Origin of the sequence: Streptomyces sp. HSG2 (assembly GCF_016598575.1) — a bacterium.
GTDB lineage: Bacteria > Actinomycetota > Actinomycetes > Streptomycetales > Streptomycetaceae > Streptomyces.
In genome coordinates this window covers 4,629,455-4,647,013 of sequence record NZ_CP066801.1, presented here as the reverse complement: position 1 = coordinate 4,647,013, position 17,559 = coordinate 4,629,455, and the positions used below count along the sequence as shown (strand labels likewise).

The 17,559-nt window shown below is 71.3% G+C and carries 17 protein-coding genes; all 17 read right to left on the bottom strand.

Going from position 1 to position 17,559, the window contains the following annotated elements; all coding sequences use genetic code 11:
- Window positions 1–218 precede the first annotated feature (218 nt).
- Window positions 219–653, bottom strand: a complete 435-nt coding sequence (gene nusB / locus JEK78_RS20230; RefSeq protein WP_200261591.1) for a transcription antitermination factor NusB — start codon at window positions 651–653, stop codon at window positions 219–221.
- A gap of 2 nt (window positions 654–655) precedes the next feature.
- Window positions 656–1,222 (bottom strand): elongation factor P, encoded by a 567-nt coding sequence (gene efp / locus JEK78_RS20225; protein ID WP_200261590.1) that lies wholly within the window; start codon window positions 1,220–1,222, stop codon window positions 656–658.
- 65 nt (window positions 1,223–1,287) lie between these two features.
- Window positions 1,288–2,400 carry an aminopeptidase P family protein gene (locus tag JEK78_RS20220; protein WP_200261589.1) on the bottom strand — a complete coding sequence of 371 codons (1,113 nt, stop codon included), beginning with the start codon at window positions 2,398–2,400 and terminating at the stop codon, window positions 1,288–1,290.
- Between the two features lie 140 nt (window positions 2,401–2,540).
- Window positions 2,541–3,329, bottom strand: coding sequence for an AAA family ATPase (locus JEK78_RS20215; RefSeq protein ID WP_200261588.1), 789 nt, complete (start codon window positions 3,327–3,329; stop codon window positions 2,541–2,543).
- Window positions 3,330–3,450: 121 nt separating this feature from the next.
- Window positions 3,451–4,542: a 3-dehydroquinate synthase gene (aroB, locus tag JEK78_RS20210; RefSeq protein WP_200261587.1), complete on the bottom strand. Its 1,092-nt coding sequence runs from the start codon at window positions 4,540–4,542 to the stop codon at window positions 3,451–3,453.
- On the bottom strand, window positions 4,539–5,054 hold the full coding sequence (locus tag JEK78_RS20205) for a shikimate kinase (protein WP_200261586.1): 516 nt from the start codon (window positions 5,052–5,054) through the stop codon (window positions 4,539–4,541). The genes aroB and JEK78_RS20205 overlap by 4 nt, the downstream gene beginning before the upstream one ends.
- Complete coding sequence (gene aroC / locus JEK78_RS20200; RefSeq protein ID WP_200261585.1) at window positions 5,051–6,235, bottom strand: chorismate synthase; 1,185 nt, start codon at window positions 6,233–6,235, stop codon at window positions 5,051–5,053. The genes JEK78_RS20205 and aroC overlap by 4 nt, the downstream gene beginning before the upstream one ends.
- A gap of 131 nt (window positions 6,236–6,366) precedes the next feature.
- Window positions 6,367–7,209 carry a shikimate dehydrogenase gene (locus JEK78_RS20195; RefSeq protein ID WP_200261584.1) on the bottom strand — a complete coding sequence of 281 codons (843 nt, stop codon included), beginning with the start codon at window positions 7,207–7,209 and terminating at the stop codon, window positions 6,367–6,369.
- Window positions 7,209–8,852, bottom strand: a complete 1,644-nt coding sequence (gene mltG / locus JEK78_RS20190; protein ID WP_200261583.1) for an endolytic transglycosylase MltG — start codon at window positions 8,850–8,852, stop codon at window positions 7,209–7,211. Before mltG ends, JEK78_RS20195 begins: the two co-directional genes overlap by 1 nt.
- Before the next feature lie 124 nt (window positions 8,853–8,976).
- Complete coding sequence (gene ruvX, locus JEK78_RS20185) at window positions 8,977–9,441, bottom strand: Holliday junction resolvase RuvX (protein WP_200261582.1); 465 nt, start codon at window positions 9,439–9,441, stop codon at window positions 8,977–8,979.
- A 7-nt stretch (window positions 9,442–9,448) separates the two neighbouring features.
- Complete coding sequence (alaS, locus tag JEK78_RS20180; RefSeq protein WP_200261581.1) at window positions 9,449–12,121, bottom strand: alanine--tRNA ligase; 2,673 nt, start codon at window positions 12,119–12,121, stop codon at window positions 9,449–9,451.
- A complete protein-coding gene (locus JEK78_RS20175; protein WP_200261580.1) occupies window positions 12,121–12,471 on the bottom strand; it encodes a hypothetical protein in 351 nt (116 codons plus the stop codon). The genes alaS and JEK78_RS20175 overlap by 1 nt, the downstream gene beginning before the upstream one ends.
- A gap of 5 nt (window positions 12,472–12,476) precedes the next feature.
- Window positions 12,477–12,905, bottom strand: a complete 429-nt coding sequence (locus JEK78_RS20170) for a DUF948 domain-containing protein (protein ID WP_200261579.1) — start codon at window positions 12,903–12,905, stop codon at window positions 12,477–12,479.
- 254 nt (window positions 12,906–13,159) lie between these two features.
- Window positions 13,160–13,774 carry a 30S ribosomal protein S4 gene (rpsD, locus tag JEK78_RS20165; RefSeq protein WP_200261578.1) on the bottom strand — a complete coding sequence of 205 codons (615 nt, stop codon included), beginning with the start codon at window positions 13,772–13,774 and terminating at the stop codon, window positions 13,160–13,162.
- A 287-nt stretch (window positions 13,775–14,061) separates the two neighbouring features.
- Window positions 14,062–15,417, bottom strand: coding sequence for a replication-associated recombination protein A (locus JEK78_RS20160; RefSeq protein ID WP_200261577.1), 1,356 nt, complete (start codon window positions 15,415–15,417; stop codon window positions 14,062–14,064).
- Window positions 15,418–15,462: 45 nt separating this feature from the next.
- On the bottom strand, window positions 15,463–16,125 hold the full coding sequence (locus tag JEK78_RS20155) for a vitamin K epoxide reductase family protein (RefSeq protein ID WP_200261576.1): 663 nt from the start codon (window positions 16,123–16,125) through the stop codon (window positions 15,463–15,465).
- A gap of 159 nt (window positions 16,126–16,284) precedes the next feature.
- Window positions 16,285–17,547, bottom strand: coding sequence for a histidine--tRNA ligase (gene hisS / locus JEK78_RS20150; RefSeq protein WP_200261575.1), 1,263 nt, complete (start codon window positions 17,545–17,547; stop codon window positions 16,285–16,287).
- Window positions 17,548–17,559 lie beyond the last annotated feature (12 nt).

Sequence of the window (17,559 nt, the reverse complement as noted above, 5' to 3'; positions counted from 1 at the left end):
GAGAAGTGCCGCCGGGGTGGCCGGACCATTCGGTCACGGCCGCCCCGGCGATGTCGCTCCCGGGGCCGCGTGGTCGCCCACCCGACCCCGTTGGCCGACTCGAGCGGCGCCGCGGCCGGGCCGGCCGCTCATCCCGGACCCGAGGAGCCTCCCGACGACGGAGGGGTCCGCGGCGCGCGCCGCGGACCCCTCACCCGGGGCGGAGCCCCACGTCGCCGTCAGGCCCCCTCGCGGCGCAGCGAGGACTTCATGTCCTTCAGCCGGCCCAGCAGACCGTTCACGAACGACGGCGACTCGTCGGTGGAGAACTCCTTCGCCAGCCGCACCATCTCGTCCAGCACGACGGCGTCCGGGGTCTCGTCCGCCCAGATCAGCTCGAAGGCCCCGAGACGCAGGATGTTCCGGTCGACGACCGGCATTCGGTCGAGCGTCCACCCCACCGCGTACTGGTCGACGAGTTCGTCGATCCGGGTCGCGTGCTCCGCGTATCCCTCGACCAGCTCCATCGTGTACTCGCTCACGGGGGGCTGTCGGGTGTCGGTGCGAGAGTGCCGGATCCAGTCCGCGAGCACCGTCAGGACGTCGGCCCCGCGCTGGTCCGCCTCGAAGAGGATCTGGAAGGCCCGCTTGCGGGCCGTGTTGCGGGCGGCCACGGCTAGCTGTTCACCCGGCCGAGGTAGTCGCTGGTGCGGGTGTCGACCTTGATCTTCTCACCGGTGGTGATGAAGAGCGGCACCTGGATCTGGTGCCCGGTCTCCAGCGTCGCGGGCTTGGTGCCGCCGGTGGAGCGGTCGCCCTGGACGCCCGGTTCGGTCTCCTGGACGGTCAGTTCGACGGCGGCGGGAAGCTCGACGAAGAGCACCTCCCCCTCGTGCTGGGCGACCGTCGCCTCGAACCCCTCTACCAGGAAGTTCGCCGCGTCCCCGACCACCTTGCGGTCGATGTGCAGCTGGTCGTAGGTCTGCATGTCCATGAAGACGAAGTAGTCGCCGTCCATGTAGGAGAACTGCATGTCGCGCTTGTCGACGGTGGCCGTTTCGACCTTGACTCCGGCGTTGAAGGTCTTGTCGACGACCTTGCCGGACAGCACGTTCTTGAGCTTGGTGCGCACGAATGCCGGGCCCTTGCCGGGCTTGACGTGCTGGAACTCGACGACGGACCAGAGCTGGCCGCCTTCGAGCTTGAGCACCAGGCCGTTCTTGAGGTCGTTCGTGGAAGCCACGGTTGCGGAATCTCCTGGACTGGACGTGTGGACGACCGCGGGGCCCTGACGCGCACAGCAGCGGGCTAGAGCGCGAGCAGTTCCTTGGTCGTGATGGTGAGTAGCTCGGGTCCGCCGTCCGCCTCGGGGCGCACGACGAGCGTGTCGTCGATCCGGACACCGCCCCGTCCCGGGAGGTGGACCCCCGGCTCGACGGTGACCGGCACGCAAGCGTCCAGTTTACCCATGGCCGTCGGGGTCAGCCGAGGGTCCTCCGCGATTTCGATTCCGACACCGTGTCCCGTGGCCGAGGTCAGGCGCTCCGCGTGACCGGCCGCGTCCAGCACCTGCCGCGCGGCGCGGTCCACGTCACGGCAGGAGACGCCGGGCAGCAGCGCTTCGCGGCCCGCGCGCTGGGCCGCGAAGACGAGATCGTAGAGTTCGATCTGCCAGTCGGCGGGCGAGGTGCCGATGACGAAGGTGCGGCCGATCTCGCAACGGTAGCCGCGGTAGGTGGCTCCGAGGCAGACGGACAGGAAGTCCCCCTCCTCCACTCGCCGGTCGGTGGGGCGATGACCGGCGCGGCCGGCGTGGGGGCCCGCCGCGACCGAGGTGGGGAAGGCCGGGCCGTCGGCGCCGTGGTCGATCAGTCGCCGCTCCAGCTCCAGGGCCAGGTGCCGCTCGGTGCGACCGACCAGGATGGATTCGAGCAGCTCGCCGAGGGCCTGGTCGGCGATCTCGGCGCCGATGCGCAGGCACGAGATCTCCTCCTCGTCCTTGACCACCCGGTGCTGTTCGACCGCGCGGCCGAGGTCCGTCAGGCGCAGCCCCGGGGCGGCCCCACGCAAGGCCTGGTGCCGGGCGACGGTGAGATGGTGTTCCTCCACCGCGAGGGTGTCCGTGCCGGACGCCGCGACCGTCTCGGCGGCGGCTACCACCGGATCCCGGGCGGACAGGTCGAGCGGGCGCACCCGGAGCCGCTCGTCGGTGCGCTCCCGGGCGAGGCGGTCCTCCGCCGACTCCGGGCAGAGGAGCAGGTCCTGCCCCTCGCTCCGACCGACCAGCAGCACGGCGTGTCCCGGCGCACCGCCCGCGAGATAGCGCACGTTGGCGGGGCGGGAGATCAGTGCCGCCGCGCCGCCACCGGCGGTGCAGTGGTCGCGCAGGCGGGCCCGGCGGGCCGCGTACACCTCTGCCATGTGCCGAGCGTATGCGCAGTCGGGAGGGGGCGCCGTTCGAGAAGGCCGAGTGAGCGGCCGACGCCCATGCCACGACCACACGGTCCGCCGGCGTGCGGTGCCGGGGCCGGCATCGCGGCGGCCCTCCGCCGCCGGCGGCATCAGCACCGGGCTGGAGCCCCGCTGCCGGCGAGCACCTCGTCGAGCATCCGCGCGGTGCCCGGCACGTCGAGGCGGGAGTTGTCGATGATCGGCAGTCCGGAACCGTACCAACCGGCCATGCGGCCGTGGATCCTGGCGATGTCCTCGTCGTCGAGTCGTCGGGTGCCCGAGCGGCGGGCGTTCCGGTCGAGGACGACGTCGAGGCCCGGCAGCAGGACGACGGGCAGCAGGCCGGGACCGACATGACGCCTCCAACCGCCGAGGCCGACCGTGGGACGGTCGGGGAAGACAGCGTCGTCGAGCACGCAGGAGACGCCGTTGGCGAGGAAGTTCCGCGCGGCGAAGCCGCAGGTGCGGCGGGCCAGTCGGTACTGGGTCTCGGAATCCGGGCCCCAGCCGGACCGGGGGTCCGCGAAACCGGAGCGAACCCACTCCCGGACGTCGTCGAGACTGACGTGGGCGGTGGGCGTCGGTCGGTGGTCGGCCCAGTACCGGGCGACGCTGGTCTTGCCGGCGCCGGCGGGGCCGATGAGGAGGACCGCTAGAGGGCCGGCGGCGGGGCGCGGCGCAGGCGGCCTGCGCCCCGGGAGGCGCCGCGCGGGCCCGACGTCGGGGGACGGTACGGGGCGTCGTGTCCCGGGGGGTGGTCGTGGCAGCGCCCCGCCGGCTTCCGGCGTCCGAGGCGTCGGGGTGGGCGAGACCTCCGCCGTCCGAGCGGGCCGACCACCGATCGGATCGGGTCCATGCCGGTGGGGTGGCGGCAGCGGACCCCCCACCGCGTGCTCCATCCGGTTCCACTCCTCGGCTCGCTCGGCGGCTCCACGTCGCGGATCCGCCCGGCGGGAACCGTACCGCCTCGCCCCCGGCGGGTCGACGGCGGGGAGGTCCGCGGCCGGATGCCGCGATGCCCTACCGGCCGACCTCGCCGTAGGCGGCGAGGAGGACCGCCGGGTCGGGGCCTTCCAGCACGACGGGTTTGGCCAGTCCGTCCAGGACGATGAAACGCAGCAGGTGCCCTCGCGACTTCTTGTCCACCTTCATCGTCTCCAGCAGTCGGGGCCACTGGTCGTGTCGGTAGTGCAGCGGCAATCCGACCGCTTCGAGCACGCTGCGGTGCCGGTCGGCGGTCGCGTCGTCCAGCCGGCCCGCCAGACGCCCGAGCTCGGCCGCGAAGTGCATGCCGACGGCGACAGCCGCCCCGTGCCGCCAGGTGTACCGCTCGTTCTTCTCGATCGCGTGGCCGAGGGTGTGGCCGTAATTGAGGATCTCCCTCCGCCCGGACTCCCTCGGATCGGCCGAGACGACGTCGGCCTTGACTCGGATCGACCTCTCGATCAGTTCGGCCGTGTGCGGCCCGTCCGGGCCTCGGGCGCCCCGGGGATCCGCCTCGATCAGCTCCAGGATCCGCGGGTCGGCGATGAAACCGGCCTTGACGACCTCCGCCAGGCCCGACACGTAGTCGTTGACGGGCAACGACTCCAGGGCCGCGAGGTCGCACAACACGCCGGCCGGTGGGTGGAAGGAGCCGACGAGGTTCTTCCCCTCCGCCGTGTTGATCCCGGTCTTGCCGCCGACCGCCGCGTCCACCATGGCCAACACGGTGGTGGGGATCGCGATCCATCGCACGCCGCGGAGCCACGTGGCGGCCACGAAGCCGGCCAGATCGGTCGTGGCCCCTCCGCCGACGCCGACGACCACATCGGTGCGGGTGAACCCGGAGGTGCCCAGTGCCTTCCAGCAGTAGGCGGCCACCTCGGCGGTCTTGGCCTCCTCCGCGTTCGGCACCTGGACGGCGACGGCCTCGTAGCCCTGCCCCATCAGGTCGGCCCGCAGCGCCTCGCCCGTCTCCGCCAACGCCTCGGGGTGGATCACGGCGACCCGAGCGGCCCGCTCGCCGACCAGACCGGCCAGCTCGCCCAAGAGCCGCCGGCCGACCAGGACATCGTACGGCTCGACTCCCTCGGTGCCTCCGATGCCGATGCGGGTGACAGCCTCGCTCATGCGTCCCTCAACTCCAGTGCGTCGAGTACGGCCCGGGTGACTTCCCCGGGGGTGCGCCCGTCGGTCGGCACGACCGCGGTGGCGACCTCCTCGTACAGGGGGCGGCGGGCCTCCATCAGCTCGCGCCACTGCTTGCGTGGATTGACCGCCAGGAGCGGTCGGGCGACGTTCAGACCGGTGCGCCGCACGGCCTCCTCGACGCCCATGGACAGGTACACGACCCGCTGCCGGGCCAACGACTCCCTGGTCTCCTGGTCGAGCACCGCCCCGCCCCCGAGGGCGAGGACTCCTTTGTGCTCGTCCAGAGCGGTGCGCACCGCGCGCTTCTCCAGGGCGCGGAAGGCGGGCTCCCCCTCCTCCACGAAGATCTCCGAGATGGAACGTCCGTCGCCGGCGACCACGTCGGCGTCAGTGTCACGGTAGGCCACGCCGAGCCGCTCGGCGAGCGACTGCCCGACGGTGGACTTGCCCACCCCCATCGGTCCGACCAGCACCAGCACCGGACGGCTCACCGAATCGCCAGCGAGTCGAGGAAGGACCGCACGTTCCGACGGGTCTCGGAGACACTGTCGCCGCCGAACTTCTCGGTGACCGCGTCCGCGAGGACCAGCGCGACCATCGCCTCCGCCACGATCCCGGCCGCCGGGACGGCGCACACGTCACTGCGCTGGTGATGCGCCTGGGCGGGCTCCCCCGTGGCGACGTCCACGGTGCGCAGCGCCCTCGGTACGGTCGCGATCGGCTTCATCGCCGCCCGCACCCGAAGCGGCTCGCCCGTCGACAGCCCGCCCTCCGTGCCACCGGAGCGCCCCGTGGCGCGGCGGATCCCTTCCGTCGTGGCCACGATCTCGTCGTGCGCCCGAGAGCCGGGCACACGGGCGAGGTCGAACCCGTCTCCGAGCTCCACGCCCTTGATGGCCTGCACGCCCATCAGCGCCGCGGCCAGACGGGCGTCCAGCCTCCGGTCCCAGTGGACGTGGGAGCCGAGCCCGACGGGCACCCCGTAGGCCAGCACCTCCACGACACCACCGAGGGTGTCGCCGTCCTTGTGGGCCTGGTCGATCTGCGCCACCATCGCCGCGGAGGCCTCTTCGTCCAGGCAGCGAACCGGGTCGGCGTCCAGCCGCGCCACGTCGGCCGGCGTGGGAACCACTCCGTAGGGCGCCTTGGCCGCCGCGAGTTCCACCACGTGGGAGACGATCTCGATCCCGGCGGCCTCCTTCAGGAAGGATCGCGCCACCGCGCCGAGCGCCACCCGCGCGGCGGTCTCGCGCGCCGACGCGCGCTCCAGTACCGGACGGGCCTCGTCGAATCCGTACTTCTGCATCCCCGCCAGGTCGGCGTGGCCGGGGCGGGGTCGGGTCAGGGGCGCGCTGCGGGCCAGATCGGCCAGCACCTCCGGGTCGACCGGATCGGCGGCCATCACCTGTTCCCACTTCGGCCACTCGGTGTTGCCCACCATGACGGCGACCGGAGACCCCAGCGTCAGTCCGTGCCGGACACCACCGAGGAAGGTGACCTCGTCCCGCTCGAACTTCATCCGGGCGCCGCGGCCGTAGCCCAGCCGTCGTCTCGCCAGATGGTCCGCCACCAACTCCGTGGTGACCGGCACACCCGCGGGCAGCCCCTCCAGCGTCGCCACGAGTGCCGGACCATGGGACTCCCCCGCGGTCAGCCAGCGCAACCTGCTCAACGGTGCTCCTCAGTGCTCGCGCCATTCCGGGATCGCGACGCGACCGGGTGCGCGGCCCCGGCCCGCCGGCTACGATCCTCCCACGTCCCGGTCTCCCACGGGCCTCCCGGTCCTCCCCGGAGTCGAGGCGCCTACGAGGCCCGGGGTCGGCGCGCGGCGAGCGCCCGTTCGCCCGCGGCCCGCATGGCGGCCGGTGGGGCCGGCGCGCGGCCCGTCATCAGCTCCACCTGGAGCACGGCCTGGTGGACCAGGAGGTCGAGACCGCCGACGACGGAACCGCCCGCGGCCGACCAACGCGCGGCCAGCCGAGTCGGCCAGGGGTCGTAGAGCACGTCGAACAGGGTGCCGGGAGGGGCGGACACCTCGTCCGCCAGGAAGTCGGTGGAACCCGACGGTGTCGTGGCCACGACGAGCGGGGCGCGCAACGCTCGCGCCGCGTCCGTCCAGTCGGCGATCCGCGCCTCCACCCCCAACCGCTCGGCCCACCGGAGCATCTCGGCCGCTCGCGTCTCGCCGCGGGCGTAGACGGTGACCGGCCCGGAGCAGATCCTCGCCAGCGCCGCCAGCGCGGAGGAGGCCGTGGCGCCCGCGCCCAGGATCGCCGCCTCCTCCACTCGCTCCACACCGTGCTCCCGCAGCGCGGCCACCATGCCCGGAATATCGGTGTTGTCGCCGACGGCGCGCCCTCCCTCGGCGAGGACGACGGTGTTCACCGCCTCCACCGCGGCCGCGGTGGAGCTGATCTCGTCGAGCAGCGGGAGGACGGCCCGTTTCAGGGGCATCGTCAGCGACAGGCCCGCCCACTCGGGGCCCAGGCCCCGGAGAAAGCCGGGCAACGCCTTCTCGTCGACCTCGAACCGGTCGTAGGTCCAGTCCTCCAGCCCGAGCGCGGCGTAGGCGGCGCGGTGCAACACCGGGGAGAGGGAGTGGGCGATCGGCGAGCCGAGGACCGCCGCTCGGCGACGTGCGGGCATCACTGTTTCCTCGACTCGTTGAATTCCTGGACCAGTTTCTCGTGCTCGGCGTTGGTCCGGGTGAACCGGCTCGTGTCACCGTCGAGGGAGATGAAGTAGTACCAGCCGTCGTTCGTCGGCGAGAGCGCCCCGCGCAACGCCTCTTCCCCCGGATTGCTGATCGGCCCGGGAGGCAGGCCCTTGTAGAAGTAGGTGTTGTAGGGGTTGTCGAAGGTGCGGAGTTCCTTCAGAGTGAGATCGATCTCGCTCTGGTTCTTGATGTAGTTGTAGGTGGAGTCGAATTCCAGCATGCCGTTGGTCTGCGGGTTCGGCTCGCGCCGGTTGTAGATGACCTCGGCCATCTTGCGGAAGTCGTCATGGCTGCGCCCTTCCGCCTGCACCAGGCTGGCGACGGTGAGCAGCTGCCAGGGGTCGTCCAGACCGAGCCCCTCGGCCTTGTCCTCCAGGCCCAGGGTCCGATAGCTCTCGTCGGCCCGCCGCACCATCTGCTTCAGCACGTCCTCGGGTCGCTGTCCCTTGGAGACGGCGTAGCTGGACGGGAAAAGGAACCCCTCCAGCGGGTCCTTGACGTCCTCGTGGTCGAGTGCCCAGTCCGGCAGGCCGAAGTCGCGATATCCGTTCTCCGCGGCCTTCGCGGTGGTGCCCTCCGCCACCTCGAGCCGCTCGTCGATGAGTCGGTAGATCTCCGCGTTCCGTCGCCCCTCGGCGATGATCAGATTGTCACGGCTCTCGGGGCTGAGCATCAGTTCGATGGCGGCCTGGGCCGACATCTCCTTCTCCAGGGTGTACACGCCGTCCTGGATGCTCTTGCCCTCGGGGTGGCTCTGAAGGGCGGCCACGAAGGCATCGATGCTCTTGACCACGCCCTGGCGCTTCAGCTCCTGTCCGATGACGGAACCTCCGGCGCCTTCCGGGATCGTGACGCTGACCGGTTCGCCGTTGCCGTCGCCTTCGAAATCCGGTGCCGAACCGAACCTCTCCTGGTAGAACTGGTAGCCGAAGTAGGTGACGCCCAAGGCCCCGCCCCCCAGGACCAGGCAGACCACGAGGCAGGCGAGAGGCGTGCGGTTCTTCTTGGATCTGCCTCCTCCCCGAGGGGCCCGGCGACGCGCCCGCCCGGCGTCCACGCGACGCGGCGAGCCGCCTCCGGGCCGGCCACGCGCTCCGACTCCCGAGGGTGTGTCCTCCTCTTCTCGCGGCGAGGGACCGCGGCGGCCGGGCGGGGCCGGCGGAGGGTAGGCGCCCCCCGTGTTGTAGGGGTCGTGATACCCGGTGTCGTATCCGTGGTCGGCCGGATCGCCCCCTCCGCCGTAGGGATCGGTCGGGTCGGGGTAACGGAAATCCGGCCGGCCCTCCTCGTCGCCGGGGAGGCTCGCGCCGGGGTCCGCCGCCGCGTATCGCCGATCCCGGCGCCCGCCGTCCTCGGCGAGCCGCCACGGTTCGGCCTGTCCGCCGTCGGCGTACGGGGTCTCCTGCCAACCCTCGTCGTAGGGTGCGCGGGGGGGCTGCCCGGGGTAGGTCGTCGAGCCTCCGAAGGGGGCCGGATCGGCCTCGGTGGACCGGCCGTCCCATCCGCCGTTCCCGTACGACGGGTCCTGCGGATGCCACGGTGCGGAGCCTGAGCCCCGGCCATACTCAGTCATCGATCCCCTAGCGACGCGAGACGGGCGTGCGCACCGGCCGGCGCGACCGACTTCCGTTCCGCCTCTGGCGGCGCGGCGGCTGCTCGACCACCGCCGCGTCTCGCGGAACGTTACCGTATCGCGATCAGATGACCACTTCGACGCCCTCGCCGGGTGGCTTGCCTGACACCCGTTCGGATTCGAGCGCCTGCTGAAGGATGATCACTGCGGCGGCCTGGTCGATCACGGAACGCCCCTTCCGGGAGCCCACCCCGGAGGCGCGCAACCCCTGGCCGGCCGTGACGGTGGTCATCCGCTCGTCGATCAGACGGACCGGGACAGGGGCGATGCCCTGGGCCAGCTCCCGGGCGAAGCCGCGCACCTTCCCCGCCGCCGGTCCCTCGCCCCCCTTCAGGGAGCGAGGAAGACCGACGACTACCTCCACCGGTTCGTACTCCTCCACCAGAGCCCGCAGGCGCCGATGCGCCGCGGGAAGGTCCCGACCGGGCACGGTCTCCACCGGTGTGGCCAAGATCCCGTCCGGGTCGCAGGACGCCACCCCGATCCGGGCGTCCCCGACGTCGATCCCCAGGCGTCGCCCCCTCCTCACGAGTCGATCACCTGACCGTCTCCGCCACGAGACGCTCGACGGCCTCGACGGCCTCGCCGACGGCCTGCGGGTCCTGGCCGCCTCCCTGGGCCACGTCCGGCTTGCCGCCGCCCCCGCCGCCCAACGTCTTGGCGGCGGCCCGGACCAGGTCGCCCGCCTTGAGCCCGCGCTCGCGCGCGGCCTCGTTGGTGGCGATGACCGTCAGCGGCCTGTCCCCCACCAGGCTGAACAGAGCGACCACGGCCGCCCGACCGCCCCGGATTCGCCCGCGCACATCGAGAACCAGCTTGCGCAGGTCGTCGGCGGTGGTACCGTCCGGCACCCGGCCCGCCACGAGCGCGACGCCGTGGACGTCCCGAGCGGACTCCGCCAGACCGGCGGCGGCCTGGAGGACCTTCTCGGCCCGGAATCGCTCGATCTCCTTCTCGGCCTCTCTCAGCCTGCCCAGCATGGCGGAGACCTTCTCCGGGAGTTCTTCGGGACGGCCCTTGACCAGCTCCTGGAGTTGGGCGACGACGGTGTGCTCCCGGGCGAGGAAGCGGTAGGCGTCGACCCCGACCAGCGCCTCGATCCGGCGGACGCCGGAGCCGATGGAGGACTCGCCGAGCAGCTTGACCAGGCCGAGCTGGGCGGTGTTGTGCACATGGGTACCGCCGCACAGTTCCTTGGAGAAGTCCCCGATGGTGACGACCCGGACGCGATCGCCGTACTTCTCCCCGAACTCGGCGATGGCGCCCTGCTTCTTCGCCTCGTCGATGCCCATGACCTCGGCGTGCACGTCGAGATCGCGCGAGAGCACCTCGTTGATCTTCTGCTCGACGTCCGTCAGCACGGCCGTCGGCACGGCGGAGGGCGAGCCGAAGTCGAATCGGAACCGACCCGGCTGGTTCTCCGAGCCGGCCTGGGCGGCCGTCGGTCCCAGCGCGTCGCGCAGCGCCTGGTGAGTCAGGTGGGTGGCCGAGTGGGCGCGCGCGATGGCCTGGCGGCGCGGGGCGTCGATGGCGGAGTACGCCTTGGCCCCCACCGTGACCTCGCCGACCTGCACGACGCCCTTGTGGACGTAGACCCCGGGGACCGGCTTTTGGCAGTCGCGCACCTCGATCACGGCCCCGGTGTCGGTCCTGATCCTGCCGGTGTCGCCGATCTGCCCACCGCCCTCGGCATAGAAGGGGGTACGGTCCAGCACGACCTCGACGTCGTCGCCCTCCGTCGCGGCCGGGGAGGAGGCGCCGTCCACGAGGAGACCGACGATCGTGGACTCCCCGCCGGTCTCGCCATAGCCGATGAAGTCGGTGGCACCGGCCCGATCGGCGATCTCCCGGTAGGCACCGAGGTCGGCGTGGCCTGTCTTCTTGGCGCGGGCGTCGGCCTTGGCGCGCTCGCGCTGCTCCCTCATCAGGCGCCGGAAGCCGTCCTCGTCCACGGAGAGGCCCTGTTCTGCCGCCATCTCCAGGGTGAGGTCGATGGGGAATCCCCACGTGTCGTGGAGCAGGAACGCCTTGTCGCCGGCGAGGACGGAGCCACCCGCGGCCCTGGTGTCCGCGACGGCGGTGTCCAGGATGTTGGTACCGGCCTTCAGCGTCTTGAGGAAGGCCTGCTCCTCGGCCAGGGCGACCCTCTCGATCCGCTCCCGCTCCGAGATCAGCTCCGGGTACTGCTGCCCCATCATCCCGATGACCACGTCGACCAGTTCGGCGACCACCGGTCCGGTGGCACCGAGCAGCCTCATGTTGCGGATGGCGCGCCGCATGATGCGACGCAGGACGTAGCCGCGGCCCTCGTTGCCCGGGGTGACGCCGTCGCCGATGAGCATCACGGCGGTGCGGACGTGATCGGTGACCACCCGCAGGGAAACGTCCGACGCCTCGGCGTCTCCGTAGGCCACCCCGGTCAGTTCGGTGGCCTTGTCGATCACGGCCATCGAGGTGTCGATCTCGTACAGGTTCCGCACGTCCTGAAGGATCATCGCCAGCCGCTCGAGGCCGAGGCCCGTGTCGATGTTCCTGGCGGGGAGGTCACCGAGGATCTCGAAGTCCTCCTTGGAAGTGCCCTCACCCCGTTCGAACTGCATGAAGACGAGGTTCCAGATCTCCACGTACCGCTCGTCGTTGACGGCCGGGCCGCCCTCGACGCCGAACTCCGGACCGCGGTCGTAGTTGACCTCGGAGCAGGGTCCGCACGGACCGGGAACACCCATGGACCAGAAGTTGTCCTTCTTGCCCAACCGCTGGATGCGTTCGGCGGGAACGCCGACGACCTCACGCCAGATGCGCTCCGCCTCGTCGTCGTCCTCGTAGACCGTGATCCAGAGACGCTCCGGGTCGAGTCCGTACCCGCCCTCGTCCCGGGCACCGGTGAGCAGCTCCCAGGCGAGCGCGCAGGCGCCCTCCTTGAAGTAGTCACCGAAGGAGAAGTTCCCGCACATCTGAAAGAAGGTGCCGTGCCGGGTGGTCTTGCCGACCTCCTCGATGTCCGGTGTGCGCACGCACTTCTGCACGCTGGTGGCCCGCTGGTAGGGAGGCGTGGCCTCGCCGAGGAAGTACGGCTTGAACGGCACCATGCCGGCGTTGACCAGCAGAAGAGTCGGGTCGTCCGCGATGAGCGACGCCGAGGGGAGGACAGTGTGGCCCCGCTCCTCGAAGAAGCTCAGCCAGCGGCGGCGGATCTCGGCCGACTCCATCAGTGGTCCTCATTCCGGTTGTGCGGGCGCGTCGTCCGGTCGACGCGCGCCGGGTCGTTGCGGTTCTCGATGGCGGTGTACCGCCGGGGTGCCGGGAGATCGGGGTCGACGGGGGCCGTCAACCCGAGCGCCTCGCCGAGCTGAGCCTCACGGTGGACCATGTTCTCCCGCACGTCGCCGGCGAAGAGGACGGCCCGGTCCCGCAGTCGTCCGCCCACCGTGACGGCCCGGTCGGCCGCCGTCGCGGCGAGACTGTCCGGGGCGAGGCGCCTCAGTCCTCGGTTGACCTTGGTGGTGGCCCACACCCCGGCGGCTACGCCGGAGGCGAACCAGAACGTACGGCGGAACATCGCTCTCAGTCCTTCTTCCGCTGCGGCCGACGCGCGGTCGGGACCCCCGCGATCACGGTACGTCTCGACCGGCGAGTCGACCGGATCTCCCCCCGGCCGGCGATCGCGCGACGCACTCCATAGCCGAAGGCCGCCACCTTGACCAGCGGACCGCCGAAGGCGGACGCGACGGTGCCGGAGAGCGCCGAGGCGTTGGAGGCGACTTCCTGGACGTCGGAGGCGATGGCGTCGACACGATCGATCTGGGCGTGTGCGGAGCGCACCGCCGCGGACGCGTCGGTCAGCAGCGGCACGGCCCTGTCGGTCACGTCCGCCACGAGTCGGGTCGTGGCCGTGAGGGCACGGGCCAACGCGGCCAGGGCGACGGCCAGGAAAGCGACGAGGATCGCCCAGAAGACCGCCACCAGAACCCCGGCCAGCTCTCCTCCGGACACCGTGCACCCGCTCCCTGATCCGTGTCTGTACTCGGAAGACCTCGCGGACGTCACGGACGTCGAGGTTCGAGGACGACGAGAAGGTCGTGCCCGAGCCTATCGCGCCCGAGGCCGCGTCCCGTAACGGGATTTCGCCGACCACGCGTCGGCAGAACGGCGTGGCGGGCCGACGGAGAGGCCCGCCGCCCCGCCCGGCCGGAAGGACCGTGGGGACGACGGGCCTGGTACGGCTCCGAGGACGCCTGCCCGAAGGGTCAGCGGGCGTAGTACTCGACGACGAGCTGCTCGTCGCAGATCACCGGGATCTCCTTGCGGTTGGGCTCCCGGTCCAGGCGGAACGCCAGGGCCTTGAGGTTCACCTGAAGGTAGCGGGGAGTCTCGCCGTCGGGGGCGAAGCCACCCTCCCGGGCGATGGTGAAGAGCGTCTTGTCCTTGGAACGGTCACGCACCTGCACGACGTCGTCCGGGCGCACGACGAAGGACGGCTTGTCGACCTTCTTGCCGTTGACCTGGATGTGGCCGTGGACGACCATCTGACGCGCCTGGTAGATGGTGCGGGCGATGCCCGAACGCAGCACGAGGGCGTCGAGACGCTTCTCCAGCTCCACGATCAGCGCCTCGCCGGTCTTGCCCTGGACCTTGGAAGCGCGGTCGTAGGCGCGCACCAGCTGGCGCTCGGAGATGTCGTACTGGGCGCGGAGGCGCTGCTTCTCCAGCAGTCGGACCTTGTAGTCCGAGTTCTGCTTGCGACCGCGGCCGTGCTCGCCCGGCGGGTAGGGGCGCGCCTCGAAGTACTTGACGGCCTTGGGGGTCAGCGCGATGCCGAGCGCACGCGACTTCTTGACCTTGGGGCGGGACTGATTCGCCACTGTCTGTGTCTCTCTTCTGGGATTCGGCTTGCCAGGCGGGTGGGAGGTCGCATCCGCAGCCGGGGAATCCCCTCGTCCGTCGGGCCGAAGGGCAGCCGCTCCCTGGTCTGGGCACATCGTGCAGCACGCCGGCGGCCCACCGACCACGCCGCGCGGTGCGCGGATGGTGATGGGCTGCCCGCGACACCGTTCGCCGGTGCGCGACGCTCCTGGAACCCCTGGGGGTTCCGGCCGGGCCTCCCACTCTGACCGCGCGGGAGCCGGCGCTCGGGAAGTCTACAGGGTGCTCAGTCCCGGCCACGACCGAGGTGCCGTCGGGTCCACTCGACGGCGTCCGCGTATCGTGCCTCCGCACCGTGCCGGGTGGGAGCGTAGTACTCGCGATCCCGGAGCGCCTCGGGCGCGTACTGCTGCTCGGCGATCCCCTCGGGGAGGTCGTGCGGGTAGACGTAGCCGTGTCCGTGACCCAGCGCCTGGGCGCCCTGGTAGTGGCCGTCGCGCAGGTGTCGCGGGACGGGGCCGGTCCGGCCGCGACGCACGTCGTCGAGGGCCGCGCCGATGGCGACCGTCGCCGCGTTGGACTTGGGGGCCAGCGCCAGGGCGATGGTGGCGTGGCCGAGGGTCAACGCGGCCTCCGGGAAACCGATCATGGCGACGGCCTGGGCGGCGGCCACCGCGATCGACAGGGCGTTCGGGTCGGCCAGGCCGATGTCCTCGCTCGCGGAGATCATCAGCCGGCGGGCGATGAAGCGGGGATCCTCGCCGGCGTCGACCATGCGAGCCAGGTAGTGCAGGGCGGCGTCCACGTCGGAGCCGCGAATGGACTTGATCAGAGCACTGGCCACGTCGTAGTGCTGGTCGCCGTCCCGGTCGTAGGCCACGGCGGCCCGGTCGACGGTCTCCTCCAGTGTCGACAGGCCGATCTCGGCCTCCCCCTTGGCCAAGGCCGCGCCCGCCGCGGCCTCCAGCGCCGTGAGGGCTCGGCGGGCGTCTCCCCCGGCGATCCGCAGCAGGTGCTCCTCCGACTCGGGGGGCAGCCCGACGAGCCCGTCGAGCCCTCGCGGGTCGGTCAGCGCGCGACGGAGCAGGTCACGGACGTCGTCGCCGGTGAGGGGCTCCAGGGTCAGCAACAAGGAGCGGGACGACAGCGGCGAGATCACCGAGAAGGACGGGTTCTCGGTGGTCGCGGCGATCAAGGTGACCCAGCGGTTCTCCACGGCGGGCAGCAGGGAGTCCTGCTGTGCCTTGCTGAAGCGGTGGATCTCGTCGAGGAAGAGGACCGTCTCCTTGCCGTATCCGCCGACGGCCCTACGGGCGCCGTCGATGACGGCCCGGACCTCCTTGACCCCCGCGGTGATCGCGGACAGCTCCACGAAGCGCTTGCCTCCGGCCCGGGAGACCACGTTCGCGAGGGTGGTCTTGCCTGTGCCTGGCGGCCCCCAGAGGATCACCGAGGAAGGGCCCACAGGCCCCGCAGGCCCCTCCCCCACCAGCCGGCGGAGCGGCGATCCGGGCACGAGGAGGTGGCGCTGCCCCACGACCTCGTCGAGGGTGCGCGGGCGCATCCGCACGGCCAAGGGGGCGCCGGCGGGGTCCTTCTCCTGGCGTTCCTCCGCCGCCGCGGTGAACAGGTCGGGCTCCACACGGCAACCCTAGGGCACCGCTCCGACATCGGTCCTCGGGGTGGGTCAGGCCCAGAGCTTGGCGCCCCAGCGGGTCAGGATCAGCATCACGATGATCCCGGTGTGCACGACCGGCAGGACCCAGGTGAACTCCGCGAGGAAGCGCTTCAGGGGGGCGGGGGCAGGCAGGTTCCCGTTGCGCAGGTTGAACGAGGTCACGTACCAGAACATGACGATCGTTGCGACCCAGGCCAGGCAGCACCACAGGCAGAGTGCGTTGATCCGGTAAAGCGACTGGAACTGCAACCAGGCACAGAAGACCACGCCGAACAAGGTCCCGGCGTTGAGCGTGAGCCAGTACCAGCGGGGGAAGCGGGCCCCGGCGAGCAGGCTCACGCCCACACAGACCACGATGCCGAAGGTCACCAACCCCAGCATCGGGTTGGGGAATCCGAAGACGGACGCCTGAGCGCTCTCCATGACGTTGCCACAGGAGACGACGGGATTGATCCCGCAGCTGGGGTTGTACTGCTTCCCGTCGACCTGGTATTCGAGGATCTTGAACTTGTCGAGAGTGATGATCCAGGAGGCGAGCACCCCCGCCGCGCCCGTGATCACCAACAGCAGGGCGAGTGCCCGACCCGACCCGACCCGAGCGGGTCCGACCTCGGGACGCGGCGGCTCCGAGTCGGTCACGGTGGAGACGTCCTTGGCTGTCGTCTTGATCATCACGCCGATTCCGTCATGTGAGGGGGCCTGCTTCCGGCACGGCCATTGTGCCTCACGGCCCCGCGTTGTCACCCGCCTCCGGACCGGGGACCCCCGCTCCGGGTACGGGTTTCCGGACACCCGCGGGGGCACCGCACGCGCGTACGACGACGCGCGCGATCACCCGATCCGCGCCTCCAGCTCGGCCACGATCTCGTGGACGCCGATCGCCGTCTGCTCTCCCGACCTCATGTCCTTCAACTGGACCACACCCTCGGCCAGATCACGATCACCCGCGACCAGGGTGAAGCGGGCGCCGCTGCGGTCGGCGTTCTTCATCGCCCCCTTCAGGCCCTTGCCGCCGTAGCAGAAGTCTGCGGCGATGCCGTTCTTCCGCAGCTCGCCGACCTTGCCGAAGAGGACCCGTCGGGCCTCGTCCCCCAGCGGCACGGCGAAGACCGACGTGGCCGCGGGGAGCGCCGGCCGGACACCCTCCGCCCGCAGGGCCAGGACGGTGCGGTCGACGCCGAGCGCCCACCCCACCGAGGGCAGCGCGGGCCCGCCGATCATCTCGGAGAGACCGTCGTACCTCCCGCCTCCGCCGACCGCCGACTGCGATCCCAGGCCGTCGTGGACGAACTCGAAGGTGGTCCGCGTGTAGTAGTCCAGGCCCCGAACCAGGCGGGCGTCGTCCTCGTACCGCACCCCGGCGGCGGAGACCAGTTCCCGGACCTCCTCGTGGAAGGCCTTGCAGGCGTCGCAGAGGTAGTCGCGCAGCAGCGGGGCCGACGCCAGCTGTCGCCGGACCTCCTCACGCTTGTCGTCCAGCACCCGGAGCGGGTTCAGCTCGGCACGTCGGACCGTGTCCTCGTCCAGGTCGAGTCCGCCCAGGAAGTCCCGCAACGCCGCCCGGTAGACGGGGCGGCACTCGCGGTCGCCGAGGCTGTTGAGCAGGATGCGGAACTCCCGCAGGCCCAGAGAGCGGTACGCCTGGTCCGCGAGAATGATCATCTCGGCGTCCAACGCCGGATCCTCGACTCCGATGGCCTCGGCACCGACCTGTGAGAAGTGGCGATAGCGACCCTTCTGAGGCCGCTCGTAGCGGTACTGCGAGCCCGAGTACCAGACCTTGACCGGCAGGTTTCCCGACCTGTGCAGGTTGGATTCCAGCACGGCCCGCAACACCGGGGCCGTGGTCTCGGGACGCAGTGCGAGACGGTCGCCGCCCTTGGTCTCGAAGACGTACATCTCCTTGGTGACGATGTCGGTGGACTCGCCGACGCCGCGGGCGAAGAGTTCCACGTTCTCGAAACCGGGAGTCTCGATGTAGCCGTATCCGGATTGGCGCAGCGGCGCGGCGATCGCCTCGCGGACGGCCAGGTAGGTCGCGCTGTCCGGCGGGAGCAGATCGTAGGTGCCCTTGGGGGCGGTGAAGATGGTCACGGAAGGTCTCTC